This is a genomic window from Albibacterium profundi (assembly GCF_042159835.1).
In the GTDB taxonomy this organism is placed as follows: Bacteria; Bacteroidota; Bacteroidia; order Sphingobacteriales; family Sphingobacteriaceae; genus Albibacterium; species Albibacterium profundi.
Map to the genome: position 1 here is coordinate 2,058,628 of NZ_JBBVGT010000002.1, position 20,452 is coordinate 2,079,079.

Sequence of the window (20,452 nt, forward strand, 5' to 3'; positions counted from 1 at the left end):
TAACTATCAATAATTATACGACTTGGATTCTTTTGACTACAGTCTCGGTCCCTGCCATAATGCGTATAAAATAGAATCCACTATTAAGACTGCTCTTAATGGAAAACGTATGTACTTGATTACCTTCTTCCAATTGTTCAGATAATAGAGTGTTGATCTCGTTTCCTAAAGCATCCATAATTTTTATAGATACATTAACCTTTTTACTAAGCTTAAAAGTAAGATTTAGTTGGTCCGATATTGGGTTAGGATAGATCTTAACATTGCTCAGTGTTTTGGTAGACTCTCCACGATTTATTTTTAGATAAGGGCCGTAGGGAGCAAATGGCTTGAACGTATATAACGTACTTTTAGACTTATCAGTCTTTGTATCAGCTAATTTACTTATTATAACTTTATTCTCCGTGGAATCTTGCAAGGCCATATCAGACCTACCCGATGCCGTTATCGGTGAACCCAGTGCGATGCTGAGACAGATGATTGAAAGAATAAAAGAATAAAAGTATTTGTGCTTCATATATTACGTTATAGTACAAAAGTATAACATTTTTTATTGAATATACTATGTTTTTGTTAAAAAAGTAAGCTTTTAACAAAAATTAACAAATTTTCAATGTTCGGTGAAAATTGGTATTTAATAGTTCAAACAGAAATCCTTGGAAATGGTTTAAGAATATATACATTTGTCCGAAAAAAAATATACAGTGGATAAGCATAAAAATCTAAACCGACTGAGCTCCGCGGGCTTGTTAATTAGTTTAGGGATTATATTTGGTGATATCGGTACGTCTCCGCTGTACGTCTTCAAAGCAATAGTAGGAGACAACATTATTTCTTCTGACTTAATTTTGGGCGGTCTTTCCTGTGTTTTTTGGATATTGACGCTTCAAACTACTGTCAAATACGTTCTTATTGTCTTAAGAGCCGACAACAAAGGGGAAGGAGGGATTTTTTCACTATACACCTTGGTGAAGCGTCGGGCTAAATGGTTGGTTTTTCCTGCTATGATAGGTGGTGCGGCATTATTAGCAGATGGAATGATTACTCCACCTATTACAGTCTCATCTGCAATCGAAGGACTGAATATATACTTCCCAAGTTTGCCTACAGTCCCTATAGTGCTTTTTATCATATCGTGCTTATTTATTATTCAACGTTTTGGGACATCCATTGTAGGGAAGGTTTTTGGTCCCCTGATGTTTGTATGGTTCAGTACGATGGGTGTTTTGGGCTTCGCTTACGTCATACAGCAACCTGATATCTTCAGGGCCATCAACCCGTATTATGCCATTAATATATTATTGAACTATCCCAATGCTTGGGTAATCCTAGGTGCCGTATTTTTATGTACGACAGGAGCAGAGGCTCTTTATTCTGATCTGGGTCATTGTGGAAGGGCGAACATCCGTGTAAGTTGGATCTTTGTTAAACTCTGTCTAATTCTTAACTATTTTGGTCAGGGTGTCTGGTTGTTGCAACATCAAGGAGCGACATTGAATTATCAAAATCCGTTTTACCTTATTATGCCTGATTGGTTTCTGATTTATGGTATTGGTATCGCCACCATCGCAGCTATTATAGCCAGTCAGGCGATGATATCAGGGTCGTTCACATTAATTGCAGAAGCAGTTAGATTAAATATATGGCCCAAGGTGCGTATTAACTATCCTAGTAATCAGAAAGGGCAGCTGTATGTTCCGTCTGCTAATTTTATTCTTTGGGTCGGTTGTATCATTGTTGTCCTGATCTTTCAAGAATCTCGTCACATGGAAGCCGCTTATGGTTTAGCTATTAACATCACATTCTTGATGACCACCATCCTTATGGGCTATTTTTTAAGCAAAAAACACGTGCCCAAAATTCTTATAGGGCTCTTTGTGTCGGTTTTTCTATTACTGGAAATTACGCTTCTGTTTAGCAACGGTGTAAAGATTGTGCACGGGGGATGGTTAACCATCATTCTGAGCAGTATCTTATTTATTGTCATGATAAGTTGGTGGTGGGCAAGGAAGATTAAGAACACTTACGTGCGATTTGTCGACATTGAACCTTATTACCCTATCCTTAGTGATCTAAGTGAAGATAAAACAGTTCCTCGATACGCATCACAATTAGTATATCTGACATCGGCTAATTTCACATCAGAGATCGAGTCTAAAATTATTTATTCCATCCTTCAAAAAAAGCCGAAGCGAGCTGACGTATATTGGTTAGTCCACGTGGACGTCCGAGATGAGCCCTTTACGAGTGAATATAAGGTCACCAGTTTGATTGATAAAAAATTGATCCGTGTGGACTTTCGTTTGGGATTCAGGGTAGAGCAACGCATCAGCCTGTTGCTCCGTAAAGTCATAGAAGATATGGTGAAAAATAAGGAGATTGATATTTTTAGTCGTTATGACAGTTTAAAGAAATATAACATGGCAGGCGACTTCAAGTTTGTCGTTCTCCAGAAAGTCATCTCTCGCTCTAACGATCTAAGTTTTATGCAAAAAATTATTATTGATATCTATAATGTCCTTCGTAGATTGAGCATTTCGGAAGAAAAGGGATTCGGGCTTGATTCGAGTTTTGTGACAATAGAACGCGTGCCTCTCGTTGTAGCCGAAACTAGGGATGTTAATATTCAACGTGTTGAATAGCTGCTAAGAAAGAGCAGGGCAACTAATCGGGTAAATCTAACCTCAGTGCATTCTTTTTATAATCGATAATCGCTCCATATTCATGTAGGAGGTCTCCGCCTACAACACCCAAGACAGGTTCCATTTCCAGCTGTTGATAAGCGATATTGATGGTAGAAAGGTCGAGGGCGGCAACTTCGTAATTTTTGAGGTGAAGTTCTCCGATTTGAAAGTCTGGTATACTAAGTGTATAACTCTCCATGGTGTTCGTTCCTAAGCCTGTAGAAAGTTGATCAGAGAGTTTTAATAAGTCGGGATCAATATGATTCTCGACTGTCGTTTTATCAAAAACGGTTTTTGAAGCGCCGGTATCTAATACGGCTCGAAAACTTTTACCAAAAACGATGATATCCACCAATAGGTGAAAGCCTTCGTTTTGTAGATTCAATAAAATAAGTGGTATTTCAGTCATCTATAGTACACCGGTGTCTTTCAGTACATTATTCATCTTTTGAACAGCATCAGCACTTTCATTCAGGCGTTGTTGATCCTCTTCGTCGAGTGACATAGGTATAATTTTTTCGACTCCGTTTTTTCCGATAATAATAGGCACACCCAGATTGATATCAGAGAAGCCATACTCTCCTTCTAAGTATACCGACGCTGTAAATAGTTTCTTCTGATCTCGAACAATGCTTTCAACAACTGCAGCTGAGGCTGCTCCAGGAGCATACCATGCAGACGTTCCAATTAGCTTTGTTAGTGTTGCTCCACCCACCATGGTTGCTTTGACAATTTCCTCCTGATCTGCGGATGAAAGGAAATCTGTCACAGGAACACTATTCCAGGTCGCATGCTTTATCAGTGGGATCATTGTTGTATCACCATGTCCACCAATTACAATAGCATTTAAATCGGCGGCAGATGCGCCTAGCTTTTTACTCAGTTGATAACGGAACCTCGCAGAGTCAAGTGTTCCTCCCATACCGATGATTCGGTTTTTCGGAAGACCGGTAGCTTTTAAGGCTAGATAAGTCATGGTGTCCATCGGGTTAGAAACGACAACCAAAATAATATCTGGTGAATGTTTAAGGAGGTTGCTAGCAACATCTTTTACAATCGCTGCGTTTGTTCCGATCAGCTCTTCGCGTGTCATTCCTGGTTTACGTGGAATGCCAGATGTAATGACAGCTACAGATGATCCAGCCGTTTTACTATAATCATTGGTGACCCCCGTGATGGTTGTATCGAAGTTTAACAAAGCAGCCGTTTGCGACATATCTTGCGCTTTTCCTTCTGCGAAACCTTCCTTAATATCAAGAAGTACGACTTCTTCAGCCAGTTCTCTACGTACAATATTATCTGCTGTGGTTGCGCCTACTGCTCCGGCTCCTACGATTGTTATCTTCATAATGGGTTTAAGTTTTTCAAAGCTGTGAATTGATTAAAGATTGGTAGCCAATATAGAAAAAATGAAAGGATTTTTCAATAGCAAAACAGGATACTGTTAAAAAGGATATCCTATGGCAAGATTAAAAATAATATTATCCTTTCGCCATTGCTTATCTCCAAAATCAATACGGTCCATCACCCAGCGTTCGCCTTCAGGCAAATAAGGCACACGTAATGGGATTGCCAGGTCGGTTCGTAGTACTAAAAACGTAAGGTCGAAACGTAGTCCAAGTCCTGCTCCGACAGCTATCTCCTTTAAAAAGTCCTTGTTGATCGCAGCTCCCGGTTTATTTTCGTTTTCGTTGAGCAACCAAATATTACCTGCATCGACAAATGCGGCACCGTGGACAATACTGACAAGCTTTCGCCTATATTCTAAGTTTAATTCCATTTTGATATCGCCCGTCATGTCAGGAACAAAGTTATTTTCGCCGAACTGTTCAGGTTCATATGAACCTGGTCCTACCGCGCGGGCCCTGAATGCACGCAGACCATTAGGTCCACCGCTGAAAAACTGTTTGATATAAGGCATTTGATTTGAATTGCCATAAGCGTATCCAAAACCAAACACCGCCCGGGCAGCAATCTCTGATTTCGTTCCTAGTTTGGTATAGTTCCGAAAATCAAGATCGGTTTTAATATACTGAGAAATGGGTGCGTCTAAGAAGCTATAGGTATTGCCTTCGTTGTAATTAGCTCCTTTGATCAGTCCAATGATATTTCCCGATAGGTCAAGGCCCCCTCTAAAATACATGGTATTTTTTCTAGTTTGCTCCATCGTATTTGTGTAGGTAAATACGTAGTTTGGACCAATAATGAACTGTTTCTCGATGGCATGACGGAGATTCGGATTTCTTTGTAATTCCAGCTCGTATTCGGGAGTGATATTCGATGAACGAACGTAGGCGACTTCTAACAGATCAAGCTCATGTTCTTTCTGACTGCTTTCACGCCATGAGTACCCAAAACCAAAGGTCATGGAGTTGAGCCGGTATGCATTTCGTCTGCTAAGAAACTCATATCCTGTTCGAATGGTGGTATGTGGAACAAAACGTTTTGTAGGCGTCCATTTAAAAGGAGCAACAATTTGCGGAAAGGTAAGGCTGGCCTCTGCGCCATAGCGATAAAAACTTGAATTTAAGTTGACATCGCCACCCGTCTGGAATTCATAGCCCCCAAATACTGAAATGCGGAAAAGCTCAGCGCCTTTAAAAGCATTCCGATGCTGCCACGAAATTGTAGCTTCAGAGCCATTGTAAACAGAAGCGGTTTTACCCAAAATTTCAAAATGCATAGACTTTGTGGGCTGTGGCGTTAAATAGTAATAAACGTCTAGCAAGTTGCTATTAGCGGAGTCTACCGGTACAAAGTTGTTTTTTACAAATTTAAAGGTACCGAGACCTACTAATTGAGAGATGGTCCGGGTGTGTTTCGCTCGGGTATATAAATCGCCCTTCTTGAAAGACATAGGTCGGGCAATGGCACGTCGTCTATACGTGTTGAATGGATCAATAATATGATAGTCTCCGTAGCGAGTACTGTCGGACGGTACACCTAATTGATACGTTCCTTGTTGTAAGTTATAATCCGGGAAAATATAGATATTATTAATATAATAAGGGTGAAGTGCCTGGTCAGGAGCTTCAGGTTTCAATGTAACATAAAGATCCACTTGGTGCTCGCCAACTGTGCTGTCTACTTCCACCAAAAGGTAATCAGGATTGAAGTAATAATACCCTCTAGCTTTCAACTCATTATCGATGCGAGCTCGCTCATTGACGATGACATCAAAATTATATGGACTTCCTGATTGTAATAAAGACTTATCCTTTGTTTCAGCAATGATTTTACCAAAATCAGTGCTGTCTAGTTCAAATACAACATCCTTAATTTTATAATTGTCATGTGGCGTTGCAAAATAAGATACGGTGGCCTTCCGGTTTTTTATGGTCGTATCAGAGGATACCTCGGCATTGAAAAAACCTAAATTTTCTAAACGGTTTCTGAGTAGATCCTCATTGTAGGTCCGGTTAACATCGCTTAATAAAACAGGTGGTTCACCCACTTTATATTTTAGCCAACCCTTTATTCCTTTTTCGGTTGTAGTCGAGTCTCCCGCCATGTTATAAAAATATAACTTTGGGCGTAAACCGAGAAAGCTCGAGTTGGGTTGTGGCTGAAGATAGCTTTCAAGATTGGATTCCAGCGGGTCAATATACTTTTCGGGGAAAGAGGTGTCGGGTTTTAGTTCGACCTGTCCCTTTACATACAGGTTTTCACCTTTCTTCAAGTACTTGATGTTGCTACAGGAACTTACAATAAAAATTACTGCGAAAAGCGCGATGATGTGTAGTCCGCTATTCTTCATTTTCAGCTCCTTCCTCTCTAAATTTTATAACCTGTGTACTATCTGACGGGTTCTGTCTTTTTCTTTGAACCGGTGCCGATTGCATCAATGCTTTGTTTTTTCTTTCTTGCACTTCTTGTAAATATTGTTGGAGTCTTTCTGCACCCATGAACAACTCGAGGAACTTATCATAATCCATATTAATATTGAAACCTAAGCCTGTCTCTATCACTTGGCCTTGCAAGGTCACTTCATATTGGTTTTTACGGAATGCTCGTAGAAAATAACGTCCATCTTTTGATAATTGATATTCGATAGCAATATCGCCAGCTATATTAGTGGGTTGACGTCCTGGCTGCCCTCCTTCAATCTCGAAGTTAGATCCTACCGTAACTTTCAGTCGGTCGTTTAGCAAGCGTTTAGAGACGCCCACATTTAAATCGGTTCTATTTTGTTGAGTTCCCGTACTATAATCATCAGTAGATTGCAAGTCGAAGTTCAGTTCTACCCCCGAAATCAGATCGCCGGCAAGATTGTTAAGTTGCGCACTCAGTAAATCGCTCACCGAGTTTCGAGCCATGGACTCAACACTTCCACCCGCGGCACTTGAGAACGGATTTTCAGCAACAAACCTACCTAGAAGTATCAACGCAAAGACCTGCTTGTTCAGTTCGGATTCATTTTCGCGGATCTGGGATAGGCGGGTTTCAACTAAACTCGTAACATCTTGCGATACCCCTGCGTTTTCTTCCTGCAGATCAATGCCAAATGAAATCTCCGGTTTCATCATCTCACCTGTAATGAATAGCTCTACCTCAAAAGGTATCTTCTGTTTATAATAGTTGCTATTTCGCCCGGCAAGCTGATTTTCTAAAAGGTCGATAGGTGCGGCATCTATATCATAAGCTGCGGTAATATTTAAGTCGGCGGCCATAGGTTCTCCATTCCAAACAATCGTACTACCTTGCTTAAAGTCGAATCGTCTTTTAATCATGTTAAACGATAGATTGTAGTAACCCTCCTCCACTTCATAGGTACCCGCTAGCGACATGTTCCCACCCGGACTTATTCCGGCGTTTAGCTGAGCTTCTCCTTTTATAAAGAGGGCGTCTCCGGTGCCGGGATCAATAATTACATTAAATTCAGCATCTGGATCCACTCCAATATTAACGGACACATCCATTCCGGTCACGGTTTGAGGCGTCGTTGCCAGTTGCTGTTCAAACAAATCATAGCTACTCGAGTCACTCCGGTCCACGAATTTAATAATCCCCTCTCGCTCTGTTAGACCCGGTTCAGAATCGGGAACGACAAAGGTCATCTTGGTTCGATCGTTCACGTTCAATGTACCATTGACTTGCGGACTTTCCATCGTGCCCGTTATACGAAGATCACTGTCTAAAAACAGCGTGCCATAGAACAATTCATTGTCTACCTTTGAGGAATTTAGAACTTGAAAATCCGATGCTTCTACGGCGAGATTAAAATCAAAATCGGTATATGTACTTGTACTGACGAGGCCGTTGATTGTAGCTGTATTACCTACGCTGTCAGCAATAGAAAAGTCCTGAAATCTAATTCCCTGATCGTTAAATTGAATAGCATCGTTATCAAAATAAAATTGAGCATTTAGCATGGACACATTAAGTTCCGCCTCATTAAAAAGGAGACTGCCATTTAATCTTGGTGCATCTGGCGAACCTGTAATAGCTAATTGACCATTTAGGTAACCATCGGCACGGCGCAGGCTCCCAAACGAAAATGCTTCAAGCGTAGACATATTGAGCCGGTTGATATTTAGATCAAAATCCATTGTTGACGGCGCTTCTGGGGGACTGATATAATCGCCGCTTAGGTTCAGGTCATTCCCGTTACCGGTAACCGTGATATTCGCAGCAAAGGTGTTTTCTTGTTGATTGTTTACTTGAATATTGATATCACCAATCGTGTCAACACCAAAATAAAAATCATTGATAGTCAAGTCGGATACAAAAACAGGCGAACTCTCAAATCGGTCAATCGTTGCGTCTCCATTAATCGCTCCGCCTAGCTTCAGGGTTTCACTTTCAATGAATTTCGTGAATGTTTCGATCCTAAAGTTCGAAAATAGCGCGTCTATCGGGGAATTCCGACTTGAGTCTCGAGATTGTAGTTGAAAGCTTTGACCGTTATTTTCTAGTATAAAGTTACTCGCATGAATACCCAGATCACCAAACCTGATAGCATTGCCTTCTTGGATGTTCCATTGATCATAATTCAGGATTAAACCATCGGGTTTTAATCTGAAAATAAAATCATTGTTTTCTGCCAGCAGTTCAGCTCCGATATGATACTGATTAACATTGGCGGTGTCCCGAATCCAGAGTCCCGTATTCACAATGCTATTGTTCACATTACCGCTGATTAGTGTATTGAACAAGTTGATATTTGATACATTTACTTCTCCAATTACACCTGCATAGTACAGCGTACTATCAGCCGTATTAATATCGAAACTTACGTCATCAATTAATGTGCTGTCATATAAGACATGAGGCGCACCAATCCGAGCGTTCAGAGATTTTGTTTCACTTGCAAAATTTCCAAAAAGCGTTATCGGCTCCATTTCAGCCAACGCAGGCGCGACTCTCCTAATGAGCGGCGAACGGATTATCTCGGCGTTGAACTCAAATGTTTGTGGATCATAGGATGTAGTATCAATGACATTCGTTGGATTATAATAGGTCTCTATTACATCTTGTATAGCAGTTCCTATCTGCGTTAGTTTATAGTCACCATACACCATGGCGTTCATAAATTCAGCTTCCAAGTTTAGGAACTTCAAGGAATCTGTTGCTTCCGAATGAAGTTTGATGCTATCCAATGCATAACGTTCACCATTGTATAAGAGAAGGGAGTTAACTACATTTATATCCCCGTTAAGGTAATCTGGGTCTGCAGTTGGCAAATCGGCTTCTAGGCGACCGTGGTAACGAATGTCATCCGCCACAAGATTTAAATTCTTAAGATTCAAACTGTCCACATTTAAATTCATCAGCAGTTGTGGATATTTGTCTGTCCATGTCGCCTGCGCATTCATGTTCACGGCGATATTCGGATCTGAACTCAATAGGTTCGCTAATATATTTCCTTTATCAGCCTGAAAGTTTAATTTGATGTCATGATAAGGGTATCCCATGACTTCCGCATCCACCAAAGTAGCTTCGCCCTTTGCAACCATGGTTCGTGGGTCAAGTCCCACACCTTCCACATCGGCCACGAACGTTATTGCTCCGAAAGTCGTATCATTTTTTAGAAAGCCGCCCACATCTAGGTTCTGGATGTTGACTTTAGCACTGTAGCTCGTGTCCCGAGCGGCATTGTAATTCGCTAATAGGTCAGCGTTTCCAACTGAGGTGTTTAAATCTAAGTTGGTTCTAAAGCTATTCATACCACCCCTAAAAACACCTGTTAATTTGATTGAATTAGGGATTTCAATATCCGGAGGCAACAATGTTTTGGCTATCAAACGTGTCAAATCCCGATTGCTACTTTGAAGGTTGTTAATTTTAAGATCAGCGAATAATCTTTCGGGTTCCATCACATTTCTCACAGATCCTGAAATGTTTACATAGGTGTCATCTAAGGTGCTGGCGACAAACCTCCTGATTCTTAAATCCGCTAATGAGCCGTTTAAGTCGGCATCTATGTCAAAACTGCGCGTCAGTAATGGCTGCATAACCTCCATGGTATCGAGAGTCGGCACCAGCAGCACCACGTCGGCCATACCTAGGCGACTATCGTCTACCAACAAGCTGAGGTCTATTAGCTCCGGGTTTTCACTAATAGCATCGAGCGACGGGTAACTCAAGGTCACCTCGCTTGCTAATTGCGTATTGGGCGTTTCAAGAATAAAGTCTTCTAATAATACACCCTGATTTGTATACGCAAACTGCGTTTCCAGCTTATTCAGCTGCAGGCCACTTGTGTCTCTAAAAGTAAAGCTTTGAAGATTACCGGAAATAGAATCCATTGAGAAATACAGCTCATCGAGATCAATATTCAGATCCGATATATTCATATGGGCATAATCGAGACCCTTTTGAAGTCTCGGTGCCGTGTTATCATCGTATGCTACATGGGTGTTGCTGACATCCATATCGTCGATGTTTACGATCCAGTTGATCGGTTCTTCTGTAGACGATGTGTCCGTCTCATTTGGCCCTTCCGTTGCGGTAGTCGCACGTCCCATTGCCAGAGCTGCGTCCGTATCCTCCAATAAAAGCTTCTTTATATCTACTTTTTCATTTCTTAAATCCAACTCATTGAAATCAACCAATAAGTTTTTGAATTTCAGCTTTGCGTCCATTGCCGTCGCGGCATCAGTGTAGACTACATCAATATCTTTAAGTGACACTTCTCCAAGTTTCACGTCAGGGAAAGCCGCGTCTTCGCCGGCCGCTGCTTCTACACCGAGATCGTCGGTAGCAGGTACCGATGAAGCTTCAGCAATTTCAGCCTGATGAACAATGGTTTTGATCCCTTCGATAGATACTTTCGGTATCTCGAAATGCATGTTTTCGAGATCAAAATTCTTGATCCGGGTATCTAAGTGTCCCAAGTAGAAATCGGCATTTGTCCCAATAACCTCATCGTTGTATCGTAGCCTGATACGATCTAGGTTGATCTTATCAATCGAAAAGTCCATTGCCGCAGCAGTATCAGTCGACTCTTCCTCAACTTCCTCTGAAACGAAAGCACGAATGATATAATCGAAGTTAAAGGCACTATCCGGTAATGTTCGATCAATATTCGCCGTTATTCCCTTGAAATTAAGTTCATTAATCTCCACCTTATTATTTAGCAGCTTTAACAGACTTATATCGACAGCCAGACTCTCACCTGCAAGAAGAGTGTCTTGTTTCTGGTCTTCAAAATAAACCCCTTCCAGTACCAAAAGCTTAGGTAGTTTTAAAGAAACTCGTTCGAGTCTTACAGGCGTTTCAATTTTCGTTTCTATATAAGATACGACCTTTTGAACAACAAAATTCTGAACTTTCGGGATGTTAATTAGAATATAGAGGAGAATAATTAACCCAATTACCACTCCCAGTAGCCATAAGATAACTCTTAATGAAATTTTTGTAAACTTATTCAAGCCAGACTTATAAGATAAAACGTTGTAAAATTAACCAATTCGTATTGAAATAGTTTTAAAATTAGTGAATTACATGTCACTTGTAGCACAAGGAGTAAACTTTCGTTTAAGAAATGAGTCTATCATTTAACAAATCATCCGAAATGAAAATGAAAAACACCAGACAGGTTACACTTTTACTCCTCTTGATACTATGTATTCAACAGACTTTTGCTCAAAATATTGTAGAGACCAATGCTAGCCTAGATGAGGCGATCATCTATGTGCGGGGTGCAGAACTTAGACATGAAGCTAAAAATGTACAAATCCCATCAGGAAATTCAGAGGTGGTAATTAATCATGTTGCCAAGAATATTAACCCACAGAGCATTCGTGTTCTAAGTCCCAATTCTCAAATATCGATTCTATCGGTTTCCTTTGAACGCGACTATTTAAATAAAAACACGAACAAAAGCTCTTTGTACCTGGAAAACAAAAAAAAGTATGATCAAGAAAATAAGATCTATCATGATTTGGTGAACCAAAGAAAAGCGGAGGAAAGTACGCTTGCCTTACTTGAAGCTAATAAAGATGTAGGAGGGCAGAACGGTGTGACGCCAACGGAAATCACGAATATGATCAAGTATTATCGGACGCAGTATAAAGAAATATCAGATCGTATTGTTCATTTAAAATCCCAGGAAGAGGAACAAAAAGCGATTGTGGATAAGCTTAAACAACAGATGGATGAGTCTGGAGGGGATAATCAAAATGCGGGACAATTGGTATTGCGTGTCAGCACGCCCCAGGCTGCGAATGTGAACTTTGATATCCAGTATTTTACGAACAACGTTTCATGGACTCCATTTTATGAAGTGAGAGTAGATGATATACAAAGTCCAGTGCAGTTGCTTTATAAAGCTAATGTAGTTCAAACTACTGGAATTGATTGGAAGCAAGTGCCATTAACCTTTGCAGGAGGGAACCCACAACAAAATAATAATGTTCCGGAGCTCAATCCATGGCGTTTGAGTTATAGAAGTCCAGTCGTTGTAGCCAGGCCCCAGAAAATAATGGCCCGTGGCACAAATGCAAGTGCCGAGAGATTCCAAGAAGCGGCGCCTGCGCCTCAGGACATGGCCGTTGTTCAGGATAACCAACTAAATACGAGTTTTGTAATCGACGTGCCCTACGATGTATATTCAAACGGTCAAGCACAGGCGATACAGTTGCAGAGCTATACGCTCAATACCGCGTATTCATACACCACGGTACCCAAATACAGTTCTAGCGCCTATTTAATAGGAAAGGTGACCGATTGGAACGAACTGAATTTACTCCCTGGCAATGCTAATTTGATTGTTGAGAATAATTATGCCGGTACTTCCTATATCGATCCTCACTCCACCAATGATACCCTGACATTGAGCTTAGGTAAAGATGAACGAATTGTTACGAAGCGCGAACGGATCAACGAAGAGGGCAGCCGCTCTTTCCTCGGTAGTACACAAGCGCGTGAGTATACCTATGAAATATCGGTTAGAAATTCACGGCAGCAAGCCGTTGATATAGAAGTGAAAGATCAATACCCGCTGTCTAACGAGCAGGATATCGAGATAACATTAAATGAGACTTCGGGGGCAATCAACAATCAAGAAGAGGGTGAGCTTACATGGAATGTCAATTTGAAGCCGGGTGAAACAAAAAAGCTGAGATTTAGCTATACTGTGAAATATCCGAAAGGTAAGACCCCGGTTGGATTGTAAATTCGTTATATTTGGAATTTTAAAGATATTCCAGAAATATGCCGAGTTTTTCACACTTACACGTTCACACACAATTTTCACTTTTAGATGGTGCCGCTGAAATCGGCCGCATGTTTAAAAAGGCATCAAACGATGGAATGAAGGCGATGGCAATTACAGACCATGGCAACATGTTTGGGGTTTTTAAATTCGTAGCGGAGGCTGCGAAGCATAACGTCAAACCCATCGTTGGATGTGAGTTCTATGTGGTTGAAGACCGCCATGTTAAACAGTTTACAAAAGAAAAGAAAGATAAACGATATCACCAGCTTATGCTTGCGAAAAACCCACAAGGTTATCGTAATTTGGTGAAGCTTTGTTCCCTAGGCTATATTGAAGGGGTATACAGTAAATGGCCCCGCATCGATAAAGAGCTTATCCTCAAGTACCATGAAGGCTTAATAGCGACGACCTGTTGCTTAGGAGCCGTCGTTCCGCAATATATTTTAAACAAGTCTGAAGAGGAAGCCGAAGAAGAATTCAAATGGTGGTTAGATCTTTTTGGGGAAGATTTTTACATTGAGCTGCAAAGGCATAACCTTCCTGAGCAGGAAAAAGTGAATGCCGTCTTGTTGAAGTTTGCAAAAAAGTATCAGGTTAAAATGATCTGTTCAAATGACTCGCATTATATTGATCAGGAAGATGCAAACGCACACGATATTTTACTATGTGTAAATACGGGCGATTTACAAAGCACGCCGATTGCTACGGATGAAGAGGGAGGAAAGGGTTATCGTTTCGGCTTTCCGAACGATCAGTTTTTCTTTAAGACTCAATCCGAAATGGCAAGTCTTTTTCATGACATCCCCGAAGCGGTGGATAATACCAATGAGATTGTCGATAAAGTCGAAACACTTCAACTCAAAAGGGACATCATGCTTCCAAATTTCCCAATTCCTGAGGAATTTAAAAAGCATAGCGGACCAGATGCTGATAAGGAAAACCAATGGGAGTATTTAAAACACCTTACTTATATTGGAGCGAAAGAACGCTATAGGGATATTACGCCCGAAGTTCAGGAGCGTATCGATTTTGAGCTGTTCACCATCAAGACTATGGGTTTCGCAGGCTACTTTCTTATCGTAGCCGACTTCATCGCTGCCGGTCGTGATCTAGGTGTCTTTATCGGGCCTGGTAGAGGGTCTGCCGCCGGATCCGTGGTAGCCTACTGCATTGGAATTACGAATATTGACCCGATAAAATACAATCTGCTATTTGAGCGCTTTCTCAATCCGGACCGGAAGTCTATGCCCGATATCGATACGGATTTTGATGATGAAGGAAGACAAAAGGTAATTGATTATGTGGTGGATAAGTACGGAAAAAATCAGGTTGCCCAGATTATTACCTATGGTTCTATGGCTGCCAAGAGTAGTATCAAAGATGTCGCTCGGGTGCTCGATTTACCGCTTTCTGAATCTAATTTTCTTGCTAAGCTTGTTCCGGACAGACCGGGAACGAATCTAAATAATGTTGTTTTATCTCCGTTAGATGATGTGAAGAAAAACTATGGGCAAGATTTTGAAAACATTCAAAAGTTACGGGATTTTCATTCCAAGCCTAATGAGGTAAACGGCAAGGTCCTAAAAGAAGCATTGATCTTGGAGGGTTCGGTTCGAAATGTAGGCATCCACGCCGCTGGGATTATTATCGCCCCGGAAGATCTGACGAACATCATTCCCGTTTCTACTTCTAAAGATTCAAATCTTTTAATTACACAGTATGATGGGCGTGTTATTGAGGATGCCGGTGTAATAAAAATGGACTTCTTGGGATTAAAAACGCTCACCATTATAAAGGGAGCGTTAGAGCTGATCAAACAGAACCACAAGATTGATATTGCGATTGATGAAATCCCCCTTGATGATTTGAAGACTTTCGAATTATATCAGCGTGGCGACACCAATGGAACATTTCAGTTTGAGAGTGATGGGATGCAGAAATACCTGAAAGAGCTCAAGCCCGATAAGTTCGAAGACCTGATTGCCATGAACGCCTTGTATCGTCCCGGCCCAATGGAATACATTCCTAGCTATATTAACAGAAAGCATGGGCGAGAAGATGTGAGCTACGACCTCCCGGACATGGAAGAATACCTGGCTGATACCTATGGTATCACGGTTTATCAGGAGCAGGTGATGCTTTTATCCCAAAAGTTAGCTGATTTCTCGAAAGGTGACGCCGACGTACTGCGAAAAGCAATGGGAAAGAAAGACCGAAAAACACTGGATAAGTTAAAGCCACAGTTCATCGAAAATGCTAAAAAGAAAGGCCATAAAGAAAAAGTTTTAGCAAAAATATGGACTGACTGGGAGGCATTTGCATCATACGCTTTTAATAAATCTCACTCTACTTGCTATGCCTTTGTTGCTTATCAGACTGCTTACTTAAAAGCACATTACCCTTCAGAGTATATGGCTGCGGTCCTTAATAACCAGCACAACATCGAAAAGATATCCTTCTTTATGGAAGAATGTCGGAAAATGGGTATTATGGTACTTGGTCCCGACGTAAACGAATCTGATTTGCGATTCTCGGTTAATAACAACGGGGAGGTGAGATTTGGACTATCAGGTGTAAAAGGGGTGGGAGACAAGGCGGTCGAGAGCATTATCGCCGAACGTAAGGAGAATGGCCTTTATGAAAACATCTACGATTTTGCCAGACGAATGAACTCTCGAACGGTCAACAAGAAAGTGTATGAGAATCTGGTTTACAGCGGTGCATTCGATTGTTTTCACCTTAATCGCGCGCAATATTTCCATGTGATCCCTGGTACGGTGCAAACCGGTATCGACCGACTGGTAAAATACACGGTGGATTATCAGAACAATGCCAGTAGTGCTGCTATGTCTCTTTTTGGTGGGACTAGCGATGCCGATATACCAGAGCCAACCCTTGCCGAATGTCCCGAGTGGGATTTGATCCTCCGATTGCGACATGAAAAGGATGTCATCGGTATTTTCTTAACCGGACACCCTCTCGATAACTACCGGGTTGAGATGGAGTATTTCTGCAAAAATACGGTCAAAGATCTTCAGTTGATCGATCAGATAAAATCGCCGGATCAAGATCCAGAGCTTATGGCCAAGTTTAAAAGGTTAACGAACAAAGAAATGCTCATTGGAGGGCTCGTTTCGTCCGTTAACCATCGAGTGACCAAGAACGGACGTCCATTTGGAATTTTCGTATTTGAGGATTATACCGATTCCTACGAAATCGCTGTATTTGGCGAGGAGTATATCAAGTTTAAAGGTTTTTTAAATGAGGGCTATTTCCTCCAACTTCGAGTGGCATTTAAGCTAAGGTTTAGACAGGAAGGCAACTGGGAAGTGAAAATATTAAATATTCATCTGTTAGATGAGCTGCGTGACAAGCTTGCAAAGCGTGTAACGATTCAACTGTCATTAAATGAGATTTCTCCGGCATTCATGTCAGGCTTAAAGGAAATTGTGGAGCGAAATGCCGAGAAGGAAGGTCAGAAAAACTGTGAATTACGATTCAAAATAATGGATTTTGATGACGAAATCAAGTTGGATATGCCCTCTAAAAATATACGAGTAAACCCTGACAACGAGTTTATCGATAATTTAAAGGGAATGAATATATCCAAGTTTTGGTTAAACTAATGTCAGATTAACAGTATTTAATAGCTTTGGTAAGGTATTTGACTACTTAAGTTTGTAACTTCGTGTTTAGAAAATGTTTTCAACAAAATATTAATCATAAAATTTAAGAATATGGCAATTGAAATCACCGACAGCAACTTTGATGAAGTTGTTTTAAAATCAGATAAACCAGTATTGGTTGACTTTTGGGCAGAATGGTGTGGACCATGTAGAATGGTTGGTCCTATTGTAGAAGAGTTAGCTCAAGAGTACGATGGAAAAGCTGTTATTGGGAAAGTGGACGTAGATAATAATCCAGACATCTCAGTGAAATTTGGAATTAGAAATATTCCGGCGCTGTTGTTTTTCAAAGGCGGGGAGGTCGTTGATAAACAAATTGGAGCAGTTCCGAAATCAGTTCTAGCTGAAAAGTTAGAAAAACAATTATAATAGATTTTTATTATAATTAGGTTAGCAAGTAGCCTGACTTATCATCTCGATAGGTCAGGCTTTTTTATGCTCTAATCTCTGTATAGTTCAGCTTGCTGCTCCTTAACTCCTGCGTCATTGATGTACTCATCATATGACATAAGTTTATCGATCAAACCCTTAGGTGTGATCTCAATAATTCTATTTGCTACCGTTTGGGTCAGTTCGTGGTCACGAGAAGTAAAGAGCAATGTTCCTTTAAAGTCGGTCAGACCATTGTTCAATGCAGTGATGGATTCCAAATCCAAGTGGTTCGTAGGTTCATCCAATAGAAGTAGGTTTGCTTGCTGCAGCATCATTCTAGAGAACATGCATCTCATTTTCTCACCTCCCGATAGTACTGAACATTTCTTTAATACTTCCTCACCAGAAAACAGCATGCGACCTAAAAAGCTACGAATAAACTGGTCATCTTGATCCGTGTCTGAGTATTCTCTCAACCATTCAATCAAATTGTCGTTCTTGCCTTCAAAATATTCCGCATTATCCATTGGCATATCAGCAATCTTGATCGTCACCCCCCATTTGAAAGAGCCCGTATAGTCGGTGTCTCTACCGGTAAGGATATCATAGAAAGCCGTAGTCGCTAAGCTGTTTCTAGATAATACTGCTATTTTGTCACCTTTATTGACCATGAGATTAATCTGATCAAACAGCTTGGTCTCGTCGCCAGCCTTACCTAGGTTCTCTATTGAAAGGATTTGGTCACCCGCTTCACGTTCCATATTATTGAACATGATTGCTGGATACTTTCTGTTGGACGGCTTAATCTCTTCAAGATTAATTTTATCTAAGGCCTTTTTCCGACTGGTTGCCTGTTTGGATTTAGATGCATTGGCACTAAAACGTCGGATAAAGTCTTGTAACTCTTTTACTTTATCTTCCATTTTTTTGTTCTGATCTGCGCGTTGCTTTAAAGCCAATTGGCTCGATTCGTACCAGAACGAATAGTTACCCGTATAAATGGTCATTTTTCCAAAGTCAATATCAACCACATGGGTACATACTGAATCTAAAAAGTGACGGTCGTGAGAAACCACCAAAACAATAGCCTCATAACCCGCTAAGAAATCTTCCAACCATGAGATGGTTTCGATATCCAAGTCGTTGGTCGGCTCATCCAGTAATAAGATATCTGGCTTTCCAAAGAGGGCTTGTGCTAATAGCACGCGTACTTTTTGATTACCATCCAGTTCTTTCAATAACTTGAAGTGTAAATCTTCGGTAATGCCGAGATTGCTCAACAGCATTGCGGCATCACTTTCCGCGTTCCATCCGTCCATTTCTGCAAACAGATTTTCCAGTTCACCTGCGCGTTCACCATCTGCGTCCGTGAAATCTTCTTTAGCATAGATGGCGTCCTTCTCTTTCATGATTTTGTAGAGCTCTTCATGTCCCATCATAACTGTCTCAATCACAGAAAACTCATCAAATTGATAGTGATCCTGTTTTAGAACTGCCATACGTTCGCCCGGGGTGAAACTTACGGAACCGCTGGTGGGATCTACTTCTCCTGAAAGAATTTTAAGGAAGGTCGATTTGCCGGCACCGTTTGCTCCAATAATGCCATAACAGTTACCCTGAGTGAACTTCAGGTTAACTTCTTCAAAAAGTATACGTTTGCCGAAACGAAGGGATAAATTAGAAACTGTAATCATGGCGCAAAGGTAAGGATTAGATATTAATTTTAATTAAATCCCAAGCGCCAATAAACTAAACAACGAAAAAATCGTTTAATAAATACAAGAAGCCAATTTAAAACCCAATGACTCTACGCCTTGGTGTCCATCTTTTTATTGTGTGGCTTGTGCATCTCATTATACTGCAGAGCGCTCATGCACAACCTTTTTTATTGCCAGAGGGTCAATTGAAACAAAAATTGTCTTTTGATCTCGTCCATAATCTCATGATTATTCCTGTCACACTCAATGGAGAAGGCCCTTATAATTTCATCTTGGATTCTGGTGTCGGACCCATTATCATTACCGATTCAGCAATGGTCGACTCATTGTATGCAAGCGATTTGGCTCTTTTTAAAATCAGAGGACGAGGAATCGGGGACGAAATAGAGGCCTATGTTATCAATCATATGTTTCCATCAATCGGTGATGCCAAAACAAACGGGCTGTCACTTGTATTGCTCAGAAACGACCCTTTTCAATTATCGTCCTATGTCGGAATGCCTATTCACGGAATTATTGGTTCTGACGTCTTTCGGAGTTTTTCGGTAAAAATCAATTATAACCGAGAGCGAATAACCCTCTATCCCCCGGACGCTAAGGTAAAGAAACGAGGTCGTCGGATTCCGCTCAAGATAATCAATAACAAGCCCTTTCTAGATGTTACTTTATCCAATGAAGGCCACGAAAAGAATCTGCTTTTATTACTCGACTCAGGAGCAGGCCATGCTGTTTCCTTAGAACAAAAGGAAGAAAATCGAGATTTAGTTCCCGACCGTACCATCGAAGCCAATCTCGGTATTGGACTTAATGGTCCGATTCATGGCCTGATCGGAAGACTTAGCAAAGTTGAGATCGCTGAGTATGAGTTGGAAGACGTTGTCACCGCATACCCATCACCTGAGTTTGAGTTGCTCAAACAATTATTAGGAGATCGTAATGGTTCAATCGGAGGAGAGTTGCTGAAGCGATTTCACCTCTTTATTGATTATGCCAACGAGGAAATCTATTTAAAAAGAAACCGAAAGTTCAACGATCCATTTGAACACAATATGACGGGTATGGAACTCTATGTTACGATAAACCAGGGCGAAAGACGCTTTTTTGTCGGTCGTATCGAAATGAACTCTCCAGCGTCAAGAGCCGGCATGCAAGTGGGCGATGAACTTTTATCGATTAATTTAAAAAACATGGATAAATATTCCCTAGAAGACATCAACCAGTTAATGCATCGAAGTACGCGCGATCAAATTATTGTCGAGCTCCTTAGAGACGGAGAAATATACTTTAAGTTCTTAGATCTAGAACGACGTATTTGATGGACCCAGACGCGTA

The 20,452-nt window shown here is 40.9% G+C and carries 11 protein-coding genes; 5 read left to right on the plus strand and 6 right to left on the minus strand.

The window, feature by feature from the left end:
* Nucleotides 1-13 precede the first annotated feature (13 nt).
* Entirely contained in the window at nt 14-517 is a 504-nt protein-coding gene (locus WKR92_RS10705; protein ID WP_375557826.1) for a T9SS type A sorting domain-containing protein, read from the minus strand.
* A 187-nt stretch (nt 518-704) separates the two neighbouring features.
* Here WKR92_RS10705 and WKR92_RS10710 point away from each other — a divergent pair, with 187 nt between their 5' ends.
* Nucleotides 705-2,642: a KUP/HAK/KT family potassium transporter gene (locus WKR92_RS10710; RefSeq protein WP_375557827.1), complete on the plus strand. Its 1,938-nt coding sequence runs from the start codon at nt 705-707 to the stop codon at nt 2,640-2,642.
* 22 nt (nt 2,643-2,664) lie between these two features.
* Here the strand turns inward: WKR92_RS10710 and WKR92_RS10715 are convergent, their stop codons facing one another.
* The 4 genes from WKR92_RS10715 to WKR92_RS10730 form a co-directional block, all read right to left on the minus strand.
* A complete protein-coding gene (locus WKR92_RS10715; protein ID WP_375557828.1) occupies nt 2,665-3,093 on the minus strand; it encodes a retropepsin-like aspartic protease in 429 nt (142 codons plus the stop codon).
* Complete coding sequence (locus tag WKR92_RS10720) at nt 3,094-4,032, minus strand: malate dehydrogenase (protein ID WP_375557829.1); 939 nt, start codon at nt 4,030-4,032, stop codon at nt 3,094-3,096. It abuts the gene before it with no gap.
* A gap of 96 nt (nt 4,033-4,128) precedes the next feature.
* Entirely contained in the window at nt 4,129-6,441 is a 2,313-nt protein-coding gene (tamL, locus tag WKR92_RS10725) for a translocation and assembly module lipoprotein TamL (RefSeq protein ID WP_375557830.1), read from the minus strand.
* Complete coding sequence (locus tag WKR92_RS10730; RefSeq protein ID WP_375557831.1) at nt 6,431-11,557, minus strand: translocation/assembly module TamB domain-containing protein; 5,127 nt, start codon at nt 11,555-11,557, stop codon at nt 6,431-6,433. Before WKR92_RS10730 ends, tamL begins: the two co-directional genes overlap by 11 nt.
* 143 nt (nt 11,558-11,700) lie before the next feature.
* Between WKR92_RS10730 and WKR92_RS10735 the strand changes: the two genes are divergently transcribed.
* From WKR92_RS10735 to trxA, 3 genes are all read left to right on the plus strand, one after another.
* Entirely contained in the window at nt 11,701-13,302 is a 1,602-nt protein-coding gene (locus WKR92_RS10735; RefSeq protein ID WP_375557832.1) for a DUF4139 domain-containing protein, read from the plus strand.
* A gap of 38 nt (nt 13,303-13,340) precedes the next feature.
* Complete coding sequence (gene dnaE / locus WKR92_RS10740) at nt 13,341-16,970, plus strand: DNA polymerase III subunit alpha (protein WP_375557833.1); 3,630 nt, start codon at nt 13,341-13,343, stop codon at nt 16,968-16,970.
* 111 nt (nt 16,971-17,081) lie between these two features.
* A complete protein-coding gene (trxA, locus tag WKR92_RS10745; protein ID WP_375557834.1) occupies nt 17,082-17,399 on the plus strand; it encodes a thioredoxin in 318 nt (105 codons plus the stop codon).
* 71 nt (nt 17,400-17,470) lie between these two features.
* Here the strand turns inward: trxA and WKR92_RS10750 are convergent, their stop codons facing one another.
* Nucleotides 17,471-19,096: an ABC-F family ATP-binding cassette domain-containing protein gene (locus WKR92_RS10750; protein WP_375557835.1), complete on the minus strand. Its 1,626-nt coding sequence runs from the start codon at nt 19,094-19,096 to the stop codon at nt 17,471-17,473.
* 107 nt (nt 19,097-19,203) lie between these two features.
* Between WKR92_RS10750 and WKR92_RS10755 the strand changes: the two genes are divergently transcribed.
* Nucleotides 19,204-20,436, plus strand: a complete 1,233-nt coding sequence (locus WKR92_RS10755) for an aspartyl protease family protein (protein ID WP_375557836.1) — start codon at nt 19,204-19,206, stop codon at nt 20,434-20,436.
* The last annotated feature ends 16 nt before the right edge of the window (nt 20,437-20,452 follow it).

What these genes read in the sequence shown, in the direction of transcription:
- WKR92_RS10705 (WP_375557826.1), bottom strand. Translation starts at nt 517, where the DNA reads ATGAAGCACAAATACTTTTATTCTTTTATTCTTTCAATCATCTGTCTC.
- WKR92_RS10715 (WP_375557828.1), bottom strand. Translation starts at nt 3,093, where the DNA reads ATGACTGAAATACCACTTATTTTATTGAATCTACAAAACGAAGGCTTT.
- WKR92_RS10720 (WP_375557829.1), bottom strand. Translation starts at nt 4,032, where the DNA reads ATGAAGATAACAATCGTAGGAGCCGGAGCAGTAGGCGCAACCACAGCA.
- tamL (WP_375557830.1), bottom strand. Translation starts at nt 6,441, where the DNA reads ATGAAGAATAGCGGACTACACATCATCGCGCTTTTCGCAGTAATTTTT.
- WKR92_RS10735 (WP_375557832.1), top strand. Translation starts at nt 11,701, where the DNA reads ATGAAAATGAAAAACACCAGACAGGTTACACTTTTACTCCTCTTGATA.
- dnaE (WP_375557833.1), top strand. Translation starts at nt 13,341, where the DNA reads ATGCCGAGTTTTTCACACTTACACGTTCACACACAATTTTCACTTTTA.
- trxA (WP_375557834.1), top strand. Translation starts at nt 17,082, where the DNA reads ATGGCAATTGAAATCACCGACAGCAACTTTGATGAAGTTGTTTTAAAA.
- WKR92_RS10750 (WP_375557835.1), bottom strand. Translation starts at nt 19,096, where the DNA reads ATGATTACAGTTTCTAATTTATCCCTTCGTTTCGGCAAACGTATACTT.
- WKR92_RS10755 (WP_375557836.1), top strand. Translation starts at nt 19,204, where the DNA reads ATGACTCTACGCCTTGGTGTCCATCTTTTTATTGTGTGGCTTGTGCAT.